This is a genomic window from Pseudomonas parakoreensis (assembly GCF_021602155.1).
GTDB classification, from domain to species: domain Bacteria; phylum Pseudomonadota; class Gammaproteobacteria; order Pseudomonadales; family Pseudomonadaceae; genus Aquipseudomonas; species Aquipseudomonas parakoreensis.
Genome location: NZ_BQHY01000034.1, coordinates 1 through 16,698, shown reverse-complemented (window position 1 = coordinate 16,698; position 16,698 = coordinate 1). Strand labels below are relative to the sequence as shown.

Here is a 16,698-nt window from a genome sequence, read left to right as displayed (position 1 = left end):
GATACTAGACTGAGACTAATCGGCTGGGACATCGGAAACCTGAATTGCCGGCTGCTCGTGGAGCTTATGGCAGAATTCAGAATTATAGATCCCCACTAAATACTCATCTTGGCTTGCTCGATTCATATCTTTTAGCGACCAATCCTTTTTAATCATCAGATGGTAATCGGCCATAATTTCTGGATTAGGGTTAATAGTATTGGCCAAGCCGGTCCGATTAATCTTATCTGCGATGATGTCTATCGACTCTAACTGCCCAACAAGCTTTGAGGCCATGCTGCACTCTAAAACTCGCTTGGTCGTCACTTCTTTTTCGTCCGATGAATCATTCAGCGTGAGCACTGAGTAGAAAGGCGGTTCAGCAAGAGATTTGGATGATGCCTGTGTTGGCACTGCACCATCATTTTTGTACTCCTGCAAGACAGAACCATTCCACTTATACAGACGCTTTGTCTCCATGGACGGGCAGCAATCTGCATCATCTGGGCCGTGCGAGAGCTCGACATAGCTCAGAACGCCATTGCCTTCGTCAGCCAAATCAGAGGCGGAGTTCATGATATCGAGGCGTGTCTTAGCTTCCCACGCATCACCGTTATGGATGAGGGGAACAAGATATTGGTTGCTGTAATTACCGCCACTAGTTGGCTCAAGAGTGTACATCACAACTGCATCAGTGCTGCCATTCCCGTCGAAATCCACCTGCAGGTAACGGCGAGCTTCGCCGTATTCACTGGCGGCATTCTGCTGTGCATGCTCAATAATCGCCGCGTCAACCGCGACCTTAAGCCCATTAGCCTCAACATTTTGCGAGGTAGATTGAACAGGCTCCTCTTTGAGAGGCCCGACCGGCTCTGACGCTTCGGAAACCATATCCGGCGTTTTTTCCCAAATTTCCTGTAGTTTCTTTCTGTTTTCTAGGAGCCGCTTCGTATACTCTTCAAGGATTACACTAAAAAGTTCGTCTGCATCTGATGCTTCAAGAATTCTTACAGACTTCCCATCAAATGGCTCGAACCTACCCATAAATACACGAGTGAAAAAGCCCGGCCTCATGACTTCAAAATGCTCGACCATTTTTCCGATGGATTTTTCTACATGCTCTTCAAATCTCTCGGCACTTTCCCCTTTGAGATCTAGACGCTCAGGCCCTGCCTCAATCATTTTGTCCTTAATTGTTTCCAGAAGCATGATGTTGTAGTCGATCGCCTTGTCGTTACAACTATTTGAAAAAGTGGCAAAGCACTCCTGCATATACTCCTGATGAGCAAAATTGAGCTTCTGGTCGTTAACGAAGCCGCAGCCAGCCAGTGCTAAAGGCACTGCCATTGCCAGTGATTTTAACTTCATTCCATTCCCCATCACGGTAATTTCACAGGCTTAAAATCCAACCAACCAGAGCCGACAGGAACTGGTCACTTACATGCTATGACATGCATTGGGCGATCTAAATCGCGCATGCTGCAGTCTTTGCTGTTATAGATCTTAACGAGATCAACCGAGTTGCGATCATCCGGCTATCTAACGCATTATCTTACCGACCACGACACTCGTTCTCTTCCTGCAGATGTGAAAAAGCCCCGGAAATTCCGGGGCTTTTTCCGCCTTTCGGCTTAGCCGATGCTCACGCCGTGAGCTTCAGCCAGAGGCTTCAGGCCGCCAGCAAAACCTTGGCCGATAGCCTTGAACTTGAACTCGTCGTTGTGACGGTACAGTTCGCCGAAGATCATGGCGGTCTCGGTGGAGGCGTCTTCGGACAGGTCGAAGCGAGCAATCTCTTTGCCGTCGGCTTTGTTCAGGACACGGATGTAGGCATTGCCCACCTGGCCGAAGGACTGCTTACGAGCTTCGGCGTCATGGATGGTGACGGCGAAGACTAGCTTCTTCACGTCTGCGCCCAGGCCGTTCAGCTTGACGTTGACTTGCTCGTCGTCGCCATCGCCCTGACCGGAGCGGTTGTCGCCCAGGTGCTCGATGGAGCCGTCAGCGCTCGTCTTGTTGTTGTAGAAAATGAAGCTGGCGTCGTTGAGAACTTTACCGTTTTCGCCAGTGACGAAAACGGAGGCATCGAGATCGAACTCGGTGCCGTCAGTTACGCGCGGATCCCAGCCCAGGCCCACGATGACCTCGGTCAGACCTGGTGCTTCTTTGGACAGGCTGACGTTGCCGCCCTTTTGGAGAGAAACTGCCATAAAGTGATTCCTTGATTCAGTTTATTAGATGGAGGTCAGTTGACGGTCAGACCGTAACCGTTGGCCAGGGCCTTCAGGCCACCAGCGTAGCCTTGACCAACAGCGCGGAACTTCCATTCGCTGTTGTGGCGGTACAACTCGGCGAAGATCATCGCGGTTTCAGTCGAGGCGTCTTCGGCCAGATCGTAACGAACAATCTCGGAGCCGTTGGTCTCGTTAACGATACGGATGAAGGAGTTGCCGACCTGACCGAAGTTCTGGCGACGATTTTCAGCGTCATGGATCGTCACGGTGAAGGCGATCTTGTCGACGTCGACCGGCACGCGGCTCAGATCGACCTTGATAGCCTCGTCGTCACCGTCGCCGGCGCCATCACGGTTGTCGCCGGTATGCTCAACGGAACCGTCCGGACTCTTGAGTTGGTTGTAGAAGATGAAGTCTGCATCGCCGCGGACTTTACCGGAGGCGTTTAGCAGGAAAGCGCTGGCGTCGAGGTCGAACTGGGTGCCATCGGTGGAGCGAGGGTCCCAACCCAGACCTACCAGAATTTTGGTTAGGCCAGGCGCCTCTTTAGACAGGGAGAGGTTGCCACCTTTTTGCAGAGACAGTGCCATGTATACAGCTCCTTGTGGTTGCTACTGATTACTGGTTTTCGACTTGCGCTTCTTCCTTTTCCGGGAAGATCACGCTTGCGAGGATGCCGACTGCCAGAACTGCCAGGACGATAAGCAGACTGGTATTCGGGTCGATACTGATGCCGTGATGGAACAGGTGGTTGGTGGCGTTCAGGCCGAGCTTGGCAGCGATGAAGAACAGCAGCACGATGACCGCCTTCTCGAGGTGCACCAAATAGCGCTTCAGTGCTTCAAGAACGAAGTAGAGGGTACGCAGACCCAGGATGGCAAACAACATTGCCGAGTAGACGATCAGGGGTTCACGGCTCACCGCGATTACGGCCGGAACCGAGTCGAAGGCGAACAGAACATCGGACACCTCAACTACCACCAAGCATAAGAAAAGCGGAGTGGCGAAAAGACCACCTTTCGCCGCCAGGCTTATGTCTTTGTTCTCGGGTTTCTGCACTTCGACTTCTAGCTTCTTGCGGCTCACAAAGAAGTTATGACCGTATAACTTCGGCCATACCGGGAAGAGCTTTTTCGCGAAGCGGTAGGCAAGATGTTGGGAGTAGTCCTCCTCTTCATCATCATCGTCACCGCCCTTGAGCATCATCACAGCGGTCCAGGCAACGATCAGCGCGAAGACGATCTCGACCCAGGGGCCAAATGCGAGCAGGCCGGTACCGATGACCACGAATACGCCACGGAAGACGATAGCGCCGATGATGCCCCAATAGAGAACTCGGTGACGGAGGCCATCCGGTACCTTGAACCAGGCGAAGATGGCCATGAAGACGAACAGGTTGTCGACCGACAGCACTTTCTCCAAGGCGTAGCCGGTGACGAACAGGCTGGCGACTTCAGCGCCGTGCTGCACGTAGAGGAAACCTGCGAACGCCAGAGAAATCGCCACCCAGAACACGGACCAGATAGAGGCGCGCGCTAGGGTGATCGGCTTGTCATCGCGATGGGTAACCATGTCCAGCAGCAGGGCGGCAAGTGCAAGGCCGACGAATACCGCCATGGTCAGCGGTGGGAAGCCAATGTGAGTCGTTTCCACGTTTAAGTTTCCTTACAGTTCGAAGTCTGCCGGGTTCAGACCCAGCTCTAGGCAAATCAGGCGGCATGCCGCTTTCTCTTTATCATCGAAGTCACCGTCGGAGGCGCCGATGGCGCTGGCCACACGTACCAGTAGCCGTGCTTCGCCGTCCTTGCCCTTGACCTTGCTGATCGCCTTCAGGGCTTCAGCTTGACCAATCTGGAAGTCGAACTCGAACTTGCCGCAGGCGTCGCTGAAGACTTTGATCACGTCGTTCAGGTTGAAGACCTTCAGTTCCGGGGAGTTATTGATGAAGCCGGTCATCTTCATCTTCTCCTCGGATTTGATTTCACCATCCGCCGCGGAGATCAGCGCGCACGCATTTGCTACTGCCTCCATGAAGGTGCGATTTTTGAACTTGGCGACCTCAGTCGTCAGAGTCTCGCGAGCTTTCGTCGCGTTGGTTTTCAGCCATTCGAGCATGTGTTCCTCTCAGTGAGCGGGGCCCTTCGGCCCCGCCGGATCAGTTTTTACTTGGAGCCCGCCGTCCAGCGCATCCCCCAGCCGTAGGCTTTGTCCATATCTTGGTGCCCACGGTGGAAGTCGACTCTGCGGGAGACCTTAACGGCCCCGTTTACGTTTTCAAGCAAGGCGATGGCGCACATCCCATAGCGTCCACCTTCTTCGTTCAGGCGAACTTCGATTTCTGGCTGGCCCGGGATGAAGATCGTCACGACGCCGTCGGTAGCTTTCCAGTTCGGAGCACCTTCGTAGATGAACGCGAAGACCAGGATGCGTTTGATCTCGCTCCACTGCCGGCCGTTGATGTGCATCCACTCGCCGCCAGCAACAGAACCAGTTCGGTCGTCGCCCATCAACTGAATGTAGGGCTCATCGTTCAGATCACCGAAGGCCTCCCCCAGGGCCTGAACAACTCCCTTGTAGCCATCTTGCAGTTCGAAGAGACACCCAACGTCGAGGTCGACGGACTTGCTCTTGCCAAAGATGCCGCCGAGTACACCGCCACTTCCACCTTGGTTCCAGTTCAAGTTCACCTTGATCTCACCAAACCCTGCAGCAGGCTTGTCCAGGCTGATGCTCGAGCGAGACTTGTCGAGCGTTACCTTGCTGAGGCTGATGGTCGGCTTCGGCGGGGCTGGAGGTACTTGAGGCGGCGCAGCGGGAGTCGGTGCCGGCGCGGAAGGAGGTGCAGCGATTTCGACGCCGAAGTGCTTTGCCAGCGGTCCCAAGCCTCCCGCGAAGCCCTGGGCGACACAACGAAACTTCCACGCTCCCTGCCGAAGGTAGAACTCACCGAGGATGAGGGCGGTTTCATTCATCCCGTGTGTTGGGATCTGAGCTTCGATCCCTCCAGTGAGCGCTAGCGATAGCGTCGACACGCGATCGAAGGTTGCCTTGTTTTCGTAGATGGTTGCGGTGAGGGCAACTTTCTCCACGGCAGGATCAACACGGCTGAGGTCGACTGTGAACTCAGCACGACCGGCCGAATTGGCTGTTAGCTGAACAGCTCCACCCAGAATACTGGTTTGACCGTAGAAGCACATGTCGCCATCGCCGCGAACCTTCCCCGAGGTGGTTAGGGCGAATGCAGAGATATCGATGTCTGCGCCTGGAGCCGGCGTATAACTGATGTCCACACGCAGTTGGCCGGTGGCAACCGGCGCATTACCGCCAGGTACCAGGGTTGTCATGCGCGTACCGCCTGAATAGCCAAGTTGACGAGGTCGTCCGCAGTGCGGCCGTTAGTGGACTGGCCGATCGCCTTGAAGTCCCAATCGTTACCCTTGCGGCTGAGGCTAGCCATTACTACGCCGGTGTGCTGGCCCTTCTCAGCGAGGTTGAAGCGCGCCAGCTCCTGGCTCTTCGAGTTGTTCACGATTCGGCAATAAGCATTTTCCACCTGGTCGAACTTCTGACCGCGGAAGCTGTTGACGGTGAACACCAGGTGCTGGACGGAGGCTGGCAGACGCTGCAGGTCGACGTTGATGGTTTCATCGTCGCCATCGCCTTCACCGGTGAGATTGTCGCCGGAGTGCTTGATGGAGCCGTCCTTCGAGCTGAGCTGACGGAACCAAACTAGATCCACCGGCTTCATGTTCCCGTCCAGCAGAATGCAGGAGGCGTCGAGGTCGATCTCGTCGTTGCCACCGCCGAGGAGCTTGGAGAGGAAACCTCCAGACTTTACCGGATCCCAACCCAGTCCGAGGCTGACCGAGGTCAGGCCGCTGCCGGCAGTTTTTTCCAGCGAAATGCTCTGATTTTTGCTCAGGGTGATTGCCATGCTTACGCTCCTTGTTGATCTTCAGAGTTCGAGTGGGACTCACGCGGAGAAACACTCTCCGGGCTCCCGGCCTTGCTATACCGCGAGCGGGAACGCCGCCACGCGGGGTGAAAATGACGCCAATGCGCATCTTGCGCTGCATCCAATAATTCATGATCGCCATGGGTATCCCCCCAGGCCCTCAACCGATACTGTGTCAGAGGGCCATATATGGCTTCCAATCGGCGTACCTTGTTCTCGCAGCGACAGTTGTTTCCGCTGATCCTGCCGGTCAAGTGACCATCGACCACTTCCAGTTCTGTACCGATGAGCTTGATGCCGAGACGTTCGGCGAAGGGCCGCAGAACTAGCGCCGGAGAAGCCGAGCAGAGTGTAACCTCCGCTCCGGACGCAATTTCGGCCGCAACTGATCTTACCCCTGATGGGCGCATGAGCTTGGGCCAAACCAACTGGCAAAAATCTTCAGCTTTCTGACATACCCATTTGGCTTCCACGCCAGCGAGAAATGTGCCTATCAACTGGGCCTTAAGCTCATCCCGGGACATGCCCCTGGAGAGATACCTCAGGGTGGGCAGCGCCAACCTGAGAATGCGTTGGGTGAACTCGCGAGTGCCGAAGGCAAACCGAAGGAACGGCACGAAGCTGTCGTGCCGGGTGAGAGTGCCATCGAAGTCAAACACCGAGAGCACCTTCGCTCCTTTCGGCCCAGCCTCCAGCATTTCGATGCTCATTAGTAAGCCTCGGCCAGGCGGACACTGTGCTCGCCATTGCCCATATCGGCGGTTTTCACACCATGCCACTTGGCGCGCTCAAGGATGTTCACTGCCCACTTGTAATGAGTAGCCGGTTCGCACATTGCATCGTTGTGCTTGAAGACGGCGGGGGCTACATCGTTGACGATCAGCTTGGCACAGTTGAGGTCCTCCAGGCTCACGCGGAGATTGTCCTGAATGATGCGGATCTGACTTGGATGAATTGCCGTCTTGCCTACCAGGCCATGTGCGATGTCGAGCTTCAACTCCTCCTGAAGAAGATGAGGCGTGGCCAACTGCTCGAATACAGGGGCCGTCAGGGCAAATCCCTGTGCTCCCATCACGCCGGCGAGCATGGGAATCACGTAGCCCATCGGTGTGTTGTAGAGCGTGGTGGCAGGGTTGCGGCGCAGGCCGAGGCAACCCATGAGGTCGTTCCCGCCAATCCGGAGTGCGATGATGCGTTGGTTCAGGTTGGCCTTCAGAGCCTGGCCGAGCTCCACCATGGCACCCGGGTCGTAAACATCGCTCGTTTCCAGGGTTGGCATGAGATAGAGGTCAGGGTTGCTAACAGCGGCTTCCCAAAAAGGAAGAGACTTCAGCGTCAGCTTGGGAACGACGAACCCGTTGACGTGCTTCATCAGCGGCCATCCGTTCAGCACTGCTGCCATCTCTGCATCGCGAGGACGGAGGAAGAGCAACGGCCCTTGTTCCGGGCGGCCGCCACGGGCCTGAATGCCCATGAGTAGGGCCTGCAGATTTGCGAGTGCACTTTCGACGTCGATCGCCGCCACTGCATCTTCCAGGCACACAACGAGTGAGCGAAGCTCAGGGATCTTCATCCCGAACACCACATCCAGGATGTCATCGCGGGTTGCCGGCATGTACAGAGTCGCCCCGAGGGCGAATGGAGAAATCGCCTTCATCAGTTCGTACTCCGGATGATGGTTACCGCACGATAAGGTCCAAGAGCCTCGCCGGTCTCCTCCACCGTTACCCCTGCGCGCTCGGTGAGATGCAGTAGGAGTTGCACGTCGCCGTCATTACGATCTCGCACCAGCACGTGATCGGGCACTCGGCGCAGGACTGCTCGGGTGGCCTCGGCAATACCTGGTTTCACGCGATTCAGGTTGCTGATGCCAAAGCGGGTAGCCAGGGAGGTAACCACGTTTTCGGCCGCGGCCTGGAGCTTCAGGCTCTGCTCGTGCGTCCAGGGCGATGCGGTTTGGACGCTACTCAGCGCTTGGCGCTCAGCCTCGATCTTGTCGATGAATTCACGAGTAACGTCGTGTTCACTCAAGTGGTCGTAGACCACGCAACCATGAAGCCCACCTTGAGTCGGCCAGATGGAGCGAGACACCAAGCCGGAAACGGTTGCGCCCAAGATTCCGGACGGGATAACCCAGTCCTCTGCGGAGGCGGCGAGCCATGCGCGGCCGCAGGGGTCGGCTAGCACAACGAGTCGGGGCTCTTCCGGGAAACGCTTGTCGGCACCTAGCGTCCGCTTGAGCTCGCCAGAGATTGCTCCCTTGCCGGTCCAGCCATCCACGAAGACAATGTTCTCAGCACCGTGCAACTGGATGATCGCTTCGAGGGCCACTGTATCGATCCCACGATCACGGATAATGCTTACGCCATAGTGGTGGGCGTCACGGCCCATCTCGACCAGTGCCCGACGGAGCAGGACGCCAAGGGGAAGGCCGGCGCGCACGAAGGAAACCAGTGCGATGCTGGAGCCGGTGCAGACGGCACTCAACGCCAAAGCCAGAGATTGAACATCTTCAGCCATGCGAGCACCGTTCAGCACTAGCGCGCGAGCGTACAAGGACTTGTGAACGTCGGTAGGCGCGTGTTCTTGGCTGATCATCTCCGAATAGTGCTTCTGATTGGTCTGAATCAGGCGCTCCTTCTCCTCGACATCGGTGACATTCATTTGCACCGACCGCAGAAGGAAATGGACGTCTTCCGGCGCGTAGCTTCCGCTGCCGACGGTATTCAGGGTGGCAAGGAGATTACTCAATGATCATCTCCTCCACGGCCTTGGCCAATTGGCTGCGAGCGGGTGTAGCCCACATGTGGCAAAGGCCCATGAATCCTAGGTCAGTAATGCTGTCGCCGAAGCCAAGGACTGGGCGATCTCCATTGATCTTGGCGTCACGGCGCAGCCATTCTTGAACTGCCAATCGCTTGGCCAGCCCCTTGGGCAGGAAAGCGAGGTTGTTGCCGTTGGCGTGAATGTGCATGCCTTCCAGCATGCCTCGGGCTTGAACCTCGGCCAGAACCTTGGAGAGGACAGCGTCATCAGATTCGTTCTGTTTGGTCACCACGTAGTGGCGCAGACCTTCTTCTTCCACAACCCAACCGCGGAGCGAATAGCCCATGTCCTTCCCGATCCGCAAGGTTGCTTCGCTCAACGCTGGCAGTCGATCCTGGAAGGCCCAAAGGGATTCTGCCATCTGGCCATGCCAGTCCTGATCCAGTGAGCCGTCAGAGTGGAGCATCACACCACCATGCGAGCAGATAGCCCCCTCGGTGAAGGGGAGCTTGACGCGGCTGTAGGCCTCAACGTCACGCGCAGTGACAGGCACTACATCGGCAGAAGCCAGCAGCCAACTGATGAAGGAGTGCTGGATCGGGTTCATGTACCCATTGGGTTGGCCGTGTACGTCCAGCGTCGCGGTAGTACGCGGCGTACCTTCGACCATCTTGCGAGAGGTCTGGAACAGGGTGTCGTCGAGGTCGACGAATACCAGGGGACGATTAGTGCCCATCGAAAATCACCTCGGCATTCAGGGCAGCAACCAGCTCTGCAGGAGCAGCCTGCTCGGGAGTCTCGGAGCAGATCAGGACTCGGTCAAACTGCCCCGGCTTCACGTTGTAGAGGAAGTTCGGGATGCCAAGACCGTAGTTATCTGAGAACGACAGGGCGTGCTCGATGGCGTGGCCCAGGGCGATTGGAGAGCGGGTGGTAGAACTGAAGTGCACGTCCACACCAGCACGTTCCAGTCGCTCAGCCAGCAGGAAGGGACGCCAAACGAACTCACTTGTACCCACCACGATGACTTTCTCGTTAGGGTGAACCCGGATGTCGGGGGCAAGCGTGTCGTCCACACGACGAACGCCCAAACGCCCCCAGTCCTTGTCAGCCGAAAGAGGCCACTCGCCGATGGAAACTGCTCCCACATCGGGCATTTCGGGTGGCGGGGCAGCTGGGTTTTCATGGAACTGGTAGGAACCCTGCATCAGCGAAACTGCAGTGGCTGATTCCCCGATGGTTTTGCGCACAGCGCCAGCAGACCAGTCCGTGAGGACGCAGGTGACGATACGTTCGATCTTGCTCAGTCCGGCCTCTACCAAGGCGCGGTGCAGATTGACGAAGGTCTTCCCAGTAGAAGCCTCATCGTCCACCAGCACCAGCGACCGCGCCTGAAGCATCGCTTCCCTGATTTCGGGATCGACGGGCATGTGGATCAGGTGCGCACTCGCATGGCTATGCTCTTCCTCGAATCGAGCGAAGAGGTCGGTACCAAGGGGGTGGCGAGTGCTGATGAGGTACACACTGTCAGAGCGAGTGGTACTGAAGGCGCGGTGCACACCGGCACCGAGGCCAACCGCAGTTTCGGCCATGCCAATGACCAGCACCGGGCCAGGGAGATCAGGCGGGATTTCGGCGGCTAGACTCTCGAAGCTGGCAGCCATAACCGAGGGGCGCACGGGTATATGGCGGCCCAGCACTTTCGACACGAAAAGGAATGCTCGCTTGGGGTTCCGGCGCTCTGCGAAGCCGAACAGGTCAGCTGGAGGGAGAACGGTGTCTTCGACTTTGACCTCGAGGAGCCCTCGCTTGAGTTGGGCGCGTACGGACGTTGGTACTATGATTTTTTCCATGAATGCTTCCTTGTTTGGCACGAGGGCTGCCCCTAACGCCTAGTCCCGAGATTCAAGCAATTGTTTCCCTATGGATTACGCGCCTCGATTTTCCATAGCGATTGCTGGGCTTCACGGGCCATTTGAGATGTCGAGAAAGTCCTTCCTGTTGGTGTACGAGTTGGCTCGACACCACAGGCGTCAAGAAACGCCAGGGCAAGCCCGGCCTTGACCGCGAAGTTCATGTTCTGTGCGTCAGGGATCGTGGAAGTCACCATCCCTACAACTGATCCAGCTGCGTCAAAGAGGGGGCTACCACTTGATCCCGGCTGAATTGGTGCAGTGAATTGGAGCAGACTGGAGTCATTGTGCAGGCCAAAGAGTGCTGAAACGCCACCTTGGGTGACGTGCACCCCCCCACCGGCCAGACCAGCAAGTGGGAACCCGAGGGCCACCACAGGCTCGCCAAGGTCACACCCAACTCCATCCCGGAAAGCCACCGGCTTAAAGGCTGGCGCTCCTTGCACTCTAAGTAGTGCCAAATCATTGCGCTGATCTACAACCACTGCCTCGGCACGATGGCGTCCTTCGAACGAAGCGATGTGGATCTCTTTCATGTCCTCAATGACATGCGCACAGGTGAGAATATGGGTGGAAGTCACAGCAAAGCCGGTGCCTGTCGCTCCGGATGCCGGTCGGCTCTGTTCTGAGGAACTGGAGCGGCGGTGCGGGTGAGCATCGTCGATCTTCAGGCCGATGCGACGTCCAAGTGCTGCTAGGCCATAGGCCGACCCCTCGGCCAGAGCACGGAATTTCCACTGGTGATTGCGGCAATAGAACTCACCGACAATGATCGCTGATTCACCATTGTCGGACAGGTTCAAGTTGAACTCGATCTGAGAGTCGATCTGCAAGCGGAGTAATCGCAGGTCGCTTACTGGCCCCATTGCCGAGAAGGTGTACACGACCAAGAGCACCCTGTCGGCACCGGTCGGAAGTTGGCCGAGATTCAAGTTGCAGCAGATTTTCTCTTGCCCACCACTCCACTGCATCCAGGCCTGGGAAACCTGGAAAAGTGCTGCTTCCCCTTTTGGGTGACGCTTATCGTCCAGCGGAAGCAGAGCGACAGCGGCATAGTCCCCGAATGCAGAGGGATTGCCGCACTCCAGCGTCCAGGAACATTGCGCCGCTCCCAAAGCTGTGTTTGCGCCAGGCGCCATCACCATCATCCCTGCTTTGCTCCTTGAGCCCCGAACCTTACTAAATGCGGCGAAATGATATCAAACTTGAAGTCTGACTACATATCAAGTTGTCACTGGCACCGCAACGGTTATGGCTTTCACCCTGATGTTCGGTATCCAATCACTCACCGGCTCAGCCAGACCAAGCCTTCTAGTGGCGAAGATGCCTGGCAGGTTCACTCCCGTATGTCGGGTGTAGCCGATGCCACCGGAGTACCGCGGATTGATCTCGAGTAGATGTGGGACACCGTCTAAATCATCCCGCGTTTGGACATTGACCAGGCCATCGCACTGGAAGTGAGCGGCAGCCTTCAGAGCGAGCTCTACCGCTGGCGAGTCATTCTCGAAGGTCTGGTGCAGCCCTTCTTTCCGGCGACCAACGAATGCCACGGGGCGGCCGGATTCGCAAACCATGTCGATCGAGCACTCGCTTCCTGTCATGTACGGCATGACCAGCATGGCGGAACGATCCGCTCCAGCCCGGTAGGCATTAAGGTATGTCTCAAACTGGACTTCCCGAGAATCGGGGTTGGCGAAGCAACGAAACGAATCCGCTTCAGACTTGAAGCGCCAGAACCCCTGGCCATATATACCTACCGCTGGTTTGACACAGACGTCGCCGAGAACACGAAGGGACTCGTAGGCATCGATGAGTTCCTTCGCATTACGTGCCGTGATCGCCGGGACACAGGCAAGGCCTGCACGTTCTGCTTCCGCCGTGAATTTACTCTTGTCGTCTACCAACTCGAACGTACCCATGCTCGCGCCGCCGGTAACCAAAACCAGGCCAGCGGCCTCGAATCGGTGGCGCTGAGCCTCAAAGACACTCCCCACGCGGCCGACTAGGATGACTTTGATCCCATGCCTTAGGGCGGTCTCGATCACCCAGTCGATTCGTTCCTGGTTGTCCTTCGGCTCAAGGAAACTTACATCGGCGCTTCCGGTGATTTCGGGCCTGTCTTGGCGATGTGAAGCAAAAATCCTCACTTCCGGCGGGAGGGCTTCACGCGCTCCCAGAATGATGTCCCGCTGGCTGGACTGTCCCTCAAGAAACCAAATCAAGATATGCATCCTCAGGGTGGCTGCGGCCGGGCAAAAAAGGCGATCAGCCATGTTTATGGTGGAAGGGGCGATAACGGGGGCTCGGCGTGTATCAACCGGCATCCAGCATTCTACTGGAGTGTATCGCCAAGATCTAAATATCACTCTGGCCGCATCTTGAGCGTCTTTCAGAACCTCGTGCACGCAAGGTTTGGTGTTCAGTAGAGTGCTGAAGTTATCGGAGAAACAGAGCCTGATCGCAACTCTCAACGGACTCGTTCCTGGACCCAGTTGAAAGAGAAACGGTATTGGTTACTAAAGGGAACTTGAATGCACCCATCCGGTTGCTGGTGGTCACTACAAGGCGCTCGCACAGGCACGGTCCAACTCCTAATCGGATAATGGGCAGCCGAAGCTGCCCTAGGTCACATTGATGCGTGCGACTGCCTCACTGCGATGAGGCTGTGACACCAACCTTTGGTCGGTGCATTAGATCTATCAGCGACAATTGCCGGCCAACCGGTACCCTGCGGCTTCTGCCTCCTGGACACTGCTGAACTCCACTCGGTTCTTTGGTGATACTTTGTCGTAGCTCGGGCAGCCCGGCCAGTGGAAAATGCGGGAGTTAGCATTTCCGCGGATATGGTCGGCATCGTCTATGTTGGAGGCGATGGCTGCAGTGCTCTTCTGAGCTTGAGACGGGAAAATCTGCTTCATTCCGCCCCCCGCAACTCGACTCCTTTCTGCCTCCGGTCGGACCGTTACAACCCCCTGGCGCAGCTTCGCATTTCCCAGGGTGACGAATACGGGAGCGTGATCACTCACGTGCTTCCGGCTTTTCTCATGGCTCCAGCCGATCATCCGGGGGTAGTCCATGATGCCCGCGTTATCCAGCTTCAGACGATGCGTCCTGGATACCCAGATGTTGTCGTAAAGATTGGCGTAGAGCCCTTCGCGTGCGGAAAGCGTGGTTGCGCCCTTTGTAATGAGGGGCGTTGCGTGCTGTGAGAGGCCGGAAAATGCGGGGTGAGAGGGAGACATATTGAAGTCACCTACCAGCATGACCGGGGTTTCTGGGTAGATGCTTTCCAGCCACGCCCAGTAGCTCTCCAATTCCCTGACCTCCGGCTCACGGTCTTGGGGACCTTTCCCGTACAACACGTGAATGCTGGCCACAGCAAATAACGTACCATCTCGTTTCGATTTAAATCGGGCCGATAAGGGCTCCCTAATAAAGCGATCGCCTCGATCCATGTACACGACTGCCCCGTCTTCGTATACGACAACGCTCTCACGCATGAGGAAAGCATAGAGTTCTTTGTAGGAGCGGGAGCCCACCGCATGGCTGACCAACGTCGACCATTGCTCCCCGGTCCGTTTCTCAAGCTCCGCCTCCAACTTTGTCAGTCCTTCCTCATTCATCACTTCCTGAATGGCTACCAGATCTGCTTTCCCTGCCACCTCGGCGAGTGCTGGAAAGCTCTTCTCCCCACCCTGTCCCAACCTCATGGCGTTCCAAGACATCAGAGTCAGATCCGCTGCCGAGCTCAGAGAACTGACCAGAACAGTGCCCAAAAGCAATGCGCCATTGAAAAACCCTTTCACCCGTTTACTCCTTTTGTTTGGGCATCAAACGTAATTGAATTTTCAGCTACCGGCCGATTTTGTTGAAAAAAACCGTCATGATTCTGCCCCATGAAAGAGCATGAGCGACGTTGAAATCTGGTTCGCTCAAAACTTATTTTTTCGTAGAGGCACCGAAATCTAATGTATTTTTTTAACCGTCCAAAGCTGCCATCTCAAAAACCAACTTTTCCAACAGAATCGGCGGAAGAGGTTCTTCGCAAACAACTGCATCCATGCCAAACAAAATCTCTAACAGCTGCTTACGAAGGAGCACTTCATTATGATTTTGACTAGGGAATTTTGATGCTAGAACTCTGGCATAACCGGACTAAGCCACTGCCATAGCTCGCCCTGAAATAGTCACACTCAACCTCTGGACTTCAACGCTTTGACATTTTTTGAGTCGACAATAGCTCGAAGCATCCTCAGTTCTGCTTCGAGACTTTCGTTGATAGACACGAGTTTAACCTTCATAGCTTTCAATCCATTAATTTCTATACGGAGCGCCTTGATTATATCGCGCATCTCTCGCTGAGCCTCCAGTCCTTTGACAATCTTTTCTCGATGCCCCTGACCGAGAGCAGTACGAATTTCTTCGGCAACACGGGGATAGCGATTATGGATTGTTGCACGACTCATACCTGCCTCTTCGGCAACCGAGGCAATAGACAACTTTCTACTAGATTCTACTATCCTCGTACGTCCGTGCTGGATTCGCTTTAAAGCATCTAGCAACTTTTTTTCGGTTCCCGATATTCGATCTTCTTTATGCATGACGAAGCCCCCCTTCAAGTAAAACACCGAGCTTAAGCTCCTCAATATCAGCTCCAAGCTCTTGAAGGACGACTTCACACCGTCGAATATCGCTGTCAATTCGTGCACCCGCACCTGGACCACAGTCATTAGCGATAGCTTTAAGCTCCAACATTTGAGCATATATGCCTACCCAATGTGGCAGCCGCGATTCATCGATAAGACTTTTCGAGCAATCACCGCATCGAGTTTTATCCAATACACTGCCACCGGAGCAGCCCGTACTATCTGCAGTACACCATGCAATACCAGTACTTCTCAGATGCACAACCTCCGATACAAACTGAACCATTTCACGGCGGCTTTTGTACGTCCGAATCGCCTCATCAGAGGATCGAAAAATACGAATGGTCTCTGCCAAACCACCAGAAACCAATGCATCTTCTTCAAAAACACTTTCAAGCACCAGCATCTTTTCGTGACGCATTGCAACATAGATTTCATCAAACAGCTCTTTATCTCTAACTTGATCCTCTGCATATATCGCAGTCATATCCAGCGTCCAATGTTTGAAATGATCACGAAGATAACGAACATCACCGAGTTGACTGCGAGCCACATATCGAGCGAACGTCCTTCTAAATTGGTGTGGTGCGACCTCCCAGTCAATATTATGAGCCAGCATAAACCGCTTTAATCTTGCCCTAATGGTTTGTGCAGCAAAAACTTGGAGTTTATGTGCATGCCCTCCCCACCCAAGGAACAAAGAATCGAGATGCGCTTCATAATCATGCATCTCTATCAGATTACTTGCCGACTTAGCCAAACTGTATCTATCATTTAGCTCGGCACGAATCTCTGCGGTGACCTTCCCCGCAACGTCTAGCGCTTCATGGGTAAGCTTTGTGACTAGCCAATCTACCTTACCCTCTTTGGTCTTTGTGGATACTCCAGACATCCAGTAAAACTTAGTACCATCTTCCCCATCACGTACGTAGTGAGCGCCTACTTTTAAGCTCATGAGCTCTGAAACTCTTATACCGCTCGTTAGAAGAATGACGATACTGCAGGCATCTAGCAGGAGATTTTTCTCAAGTCTCAACCCTAAAATGCCACCCCGGTATCCCGTAGCCGCAAGTTTTGCGTTTACAGTGCCAGAATAGGAATATTGGGCTTGCCATTCGGAAACCATTTCCGCAAGCGCTAATGTCTCGTCTGCGCGCTCTAGACGTGATACAGCCGCACGAAAAATTTCCGCGAGCTTGTTATCT

The 16,698-nt window shown here is 55.2% G+C and carries 17 protein-coding genes; all 17 read right to left on the bottom strand.

Annotation, left to right across the window (positions count from 1 at the left end):
- Positions 1 to 15 precede the first annotated feature (15 nt).
- Positions 16 to 1,347 (bottom strand): hypothetical protein, encoded by a 1,332-nt coding sequence (locus L6D63_RS27665; RefSeq protein ID WP_003090774.1) that lies wholly within the window; start codon positions 1,345 to 1,347, stop codon positions 16 to 18.
- Between the two features lie 263 nt (positions 1,348 to 1,610).
- A complete protein-coding gene (locus tag L6D63_RS27660; protein ID WP_003090776.1) occupies positions 1,611 to 2,189 on the bottom strand; it encodes a TerD family protein in 579 nt (192 codons plus the stop codon).
- Between the two features lie 35 nt (positions 2,190 to 2,224).
- On the bottom strand, positions 2,225 to 2,803 hold the full coding sequence (locus L6D63_RS27655) for a TerD family protein (protein WP_003090777.1): 579 nt from the start codon (positions 2,801 to 2,803) through the stop codon (positions 2,225 to 2,227).
- A gap of 28 nt (positions 2,804 to 2,831) precedes the next feature.
- The gene (locus tag L6D63_RS27650; protein ID WP_003090778.1) at positions 2,832 to 3,866 is read right to left on the bottom strand and encodes a TerC/Alx family metal homeostasis membrane protein; all 1,035 of its coding nucleotides are present in this window, start codon (positions 3,864 to 3,866) and stop codon (positions 2,832 to 2,834) included.
- A gap of 12 nt (positions 3,867 to 3,878) precedes the next feature.
- Positions 3,879 to 4,328 carry a tellurite resistance TerB family protein gene (locus tag L6D63_RS27645; RefSeq protein WP_003090780.1) on the bottom strand — a complete coding sequence of 150 codons (450 nt, stop codon included), beginning with the start codon at positions 4,326 to 4,328 and terminating at the stop codon, positions 3,879 to 3,881.
- A 47-nt stretch (positions 4,329 to 4,375) separates the two neighbouring features.
- On the bottom strand, positions 4,376 to 5,557 hold the full coding sequence (locus L6D63_RS27640; protein ID WP_003154850.1) for a TerD family protein: 1,182 nt from the start codon (positions 5,555 to 5,557) through the stop codon (positions 4,376 to 4,378).
- Positions 5,554 to 6,147 (bottom strand): TerD family protein, encoded by a 594-nt coding sequence (locus L6D63_RS27635; protein ID WP_003090782.1) that lies wholly within the window; start codon positions 6,145 to 6,147, stop codon positions 5,554 to 5,556. Before L6D63_RS27635 ends, L6D63_RS27640 begins: the two co-directional genes overlap by 4 nt.
- Positions 6,148 to 6,149: 2 nt before the next feature.
- Entirely contained in the window at positions 6,150 to 6,878 is a 729-nt protein-coding gene (locus L6D63_RS27630; RefSeq protein ID WP_023098554.1) for an HAD family hydrolase, read from the bottom strand.
- Positions 6,878 to 7,825: an HpcH/HpaI aldolase/citrate lyase family protein gene (locus tag L6D63_RS27625; RefSeq protein ID WP_003090783.1), complete on the bottom strand. Its 948-nt coding sequence runs from the start codon at positions 7,823 to 7,825 to the stop codon at positions 6,878 to 6,880. Before L6D63_RS27625 ends, L6D63_RS27630 begins: the two co-directional genes overlap by 1 nt.
- On the bottom strand, positions 7,825 to 8,919 hold the full coding sequence (locus L6D63_RS27620; RefSeq protein WP_003090784.1) for a cysteine protease StiP family protein: 1,095 nt from the start codon (positions 8,917 to 8,919) through the stop codon (positions 7,825 to 7,827). The genes L6D63_RS27625 and L6D63_RS27620 overlap by 1 nt, the downstream gene beginning before the upstream one ends.
- On the bottom strand, positions 8,912 to 9,670 hold the full coding sequence (locus L6D63_RS27615; RefSeq protein WP_003090785.1) for an HAD family hydrolase: 759 nt from the start codon (positions 9,668 to 9,670) through the stop codon (positions 8,912 to 8,914). Before L6D63_RS27615 ends, L6D63_RS27620 begins: the two co-directional genes overlap by 8 nt.
- Positions 9,660 to 10,787 carry a phosphoribosyltransferase domain-containing protein gene (locus L6D63_RS27610; RefSeq protein ID WP_003154854.1) on the bottom strand — a complete coding sequence of 376 codons (1,128 nt, stop codon included), beginning with the start codon at positions 10,785 to 10,787 and terminating at the stop codon, positions 9,660 to 9,662. Before L6D63_RS27610 ends, L6D63_RS27615 begins: the two co-directional genes overlap by 11 nt.
- 68 nt (positions 10,788 to 10,855) lie before the next feature.
- A complete protein-coding gene (locus L6D63_RS27605; protein ID WP_003154856.1) occupies positions 10,856 to 11,995 on the bottom strand; it encodes a trypsin-like peptidase domain-containing protein in 1,140 nt (379 codons plus the stop codon).
- 75 nt (positions 11,996 to 12,070) lie between these two features.
- The gene (locus tag L6D63_RS27600; RefSeq protein ID WP_031629774.1) at positions 12,071 to 13,069 is read right to left on the bottom strand and encodes an ATP-grasp domain-containing protein; all 999 of its coding nucleotides are present in this window, start codon (positions 13,067 to 13,069) and stop codon (positions 12,071 to 12,073) included.
- A 477-nt stretch (positions 13,070 to 13,546) separates the two neighbouring features.
- A complete protein-coding gene (locus tag L6D63_RS27595) occupies positions 13,547 to 14,653 on the bottom strand; it encodes an endonuclease/exonuclease/phosphatase family protein (protein WP_023098552.1) in 1,107 nt (368 codons plus the stop codon).
- Positions 14,654 to 15,040: 387 nt separating this feature from the next.
- Positions 15,041 to 15,448 carry a hypothetical protein gene (locus L6D63_RS27590; RefSeq protein WP_034082648.1) on the bottom strand — a complete coding sequence of 136 codons (408 nt, stop codon included), beginning with the start codon at positions 15,446 to 15,448 and terminating at the stop codon, positions 15,041 to 15,043.
- A partial coding sequence (locus L6D63_RS27585) for a tyrosine-type recombinase/integrase (protein ID WP_236170467.1) occupies positions 15,441 to 16,698 on the bottom strand: 1,258 nt, incomplete at its 5' end. The genes L6D63_RS27585 and L6D63_RS27590, both read right to left, overlap by 8 nt.

What these genes read in the sequence shown, in the direction of transcription:
- L6D63_RS27665 (WP_003090774.1), bottom strand. Translation starts at nt 1,347, where the DNA reads ATGAAGTTAAAATCACTGGCAATGGCAGTGCCTTTAGCACTGGCTGGC.
- L6D63_RS27660 (WP_003090776.1), bottom strand. Translation starts at nt 2,189, where the DNA reads ATGGCAGTTTCTCTCCAAAAGGGCGGCAACGTCAGCCTGTCCAAAGAA.
- L6D63_RS27655 (WP_003090777.1), bottom strand. Translation starts at nt 2,803, where the DNA reads ATGGCACTGTCTCTGCAAAAAGGTGGCAACCTCTCCCTGTCTAAAGAG.
- L6D63_RS27645 (WP_003090780.1), bottom strand. Translation starts at nt 4,328, where the DNA reads ATGCTCGAATGGCTGAAAACCAACGCGACGAAAGCTCGCGAGACTCTG.
- L6D63_RS27640 (WP_003154850.1), bottom strand. Translation starts at nt 5,557, where the DNA reads ATGACAACCCTGGTACCTGGCGGTAATGCGCCGGTTGCCACCGGCCAA.
- L6D63_RS27635 (WP_003090782.1), bottom strand. Translation starts at nt 6,147, where the DNA reads ATGGCAATCACCCTGAGCAAAAATCAGAGCATTTCGCTGGAAAAAACT.
- L6D63_RS27630 (WP_023098554.1), bottom strand. Translation starts at nt 6,878, where the DNA reads ATGAGCATCGAAATGCTGGAGGCTGGGCCGAAAGGAGCGAAGGTGCTC.
- L6D63_RS27625 (WP_003090783.1), bottom strand. Translation starts at nt 7,825, where the DNA reads ATGAAGGCGATTTCTCCATTCGCCCTCGGGGCGACTCTGTACATGCCG.
- L6D63_RS27615 (WP_003090785.1), bottom strand. Translation starts at nt 9,670, where the DNA reads ATGGGCACTAATCGTCCCCTGGTATTCGTCGACCTCGACGACACCCTG.
- L6D63_RS27610 (WP_003154854.1), bottom strand. Translation starts at nt 10,787, where the DNA reads ATGGAAAAAATCATAGTACCAACGTCCGTACGCGCCCAACTCAAGCGA.
- L6D63_RS27605 (WP_003154856.1), bottom strand. Translation starts at nt 11,995, where the DNA reads ATGATGGTGATGGCGCCTGGCGCAAACACAGCTTTGGGAGCGGCGCAA.
- L6D63_RS27590 (WP_034082648.1), bottom strand. Translation starts at nt 15,448, where the DNA reads ATGCATAAAGAAGATCGAATATCGGGAACCGAAAAAAAGTTGCTAGAT.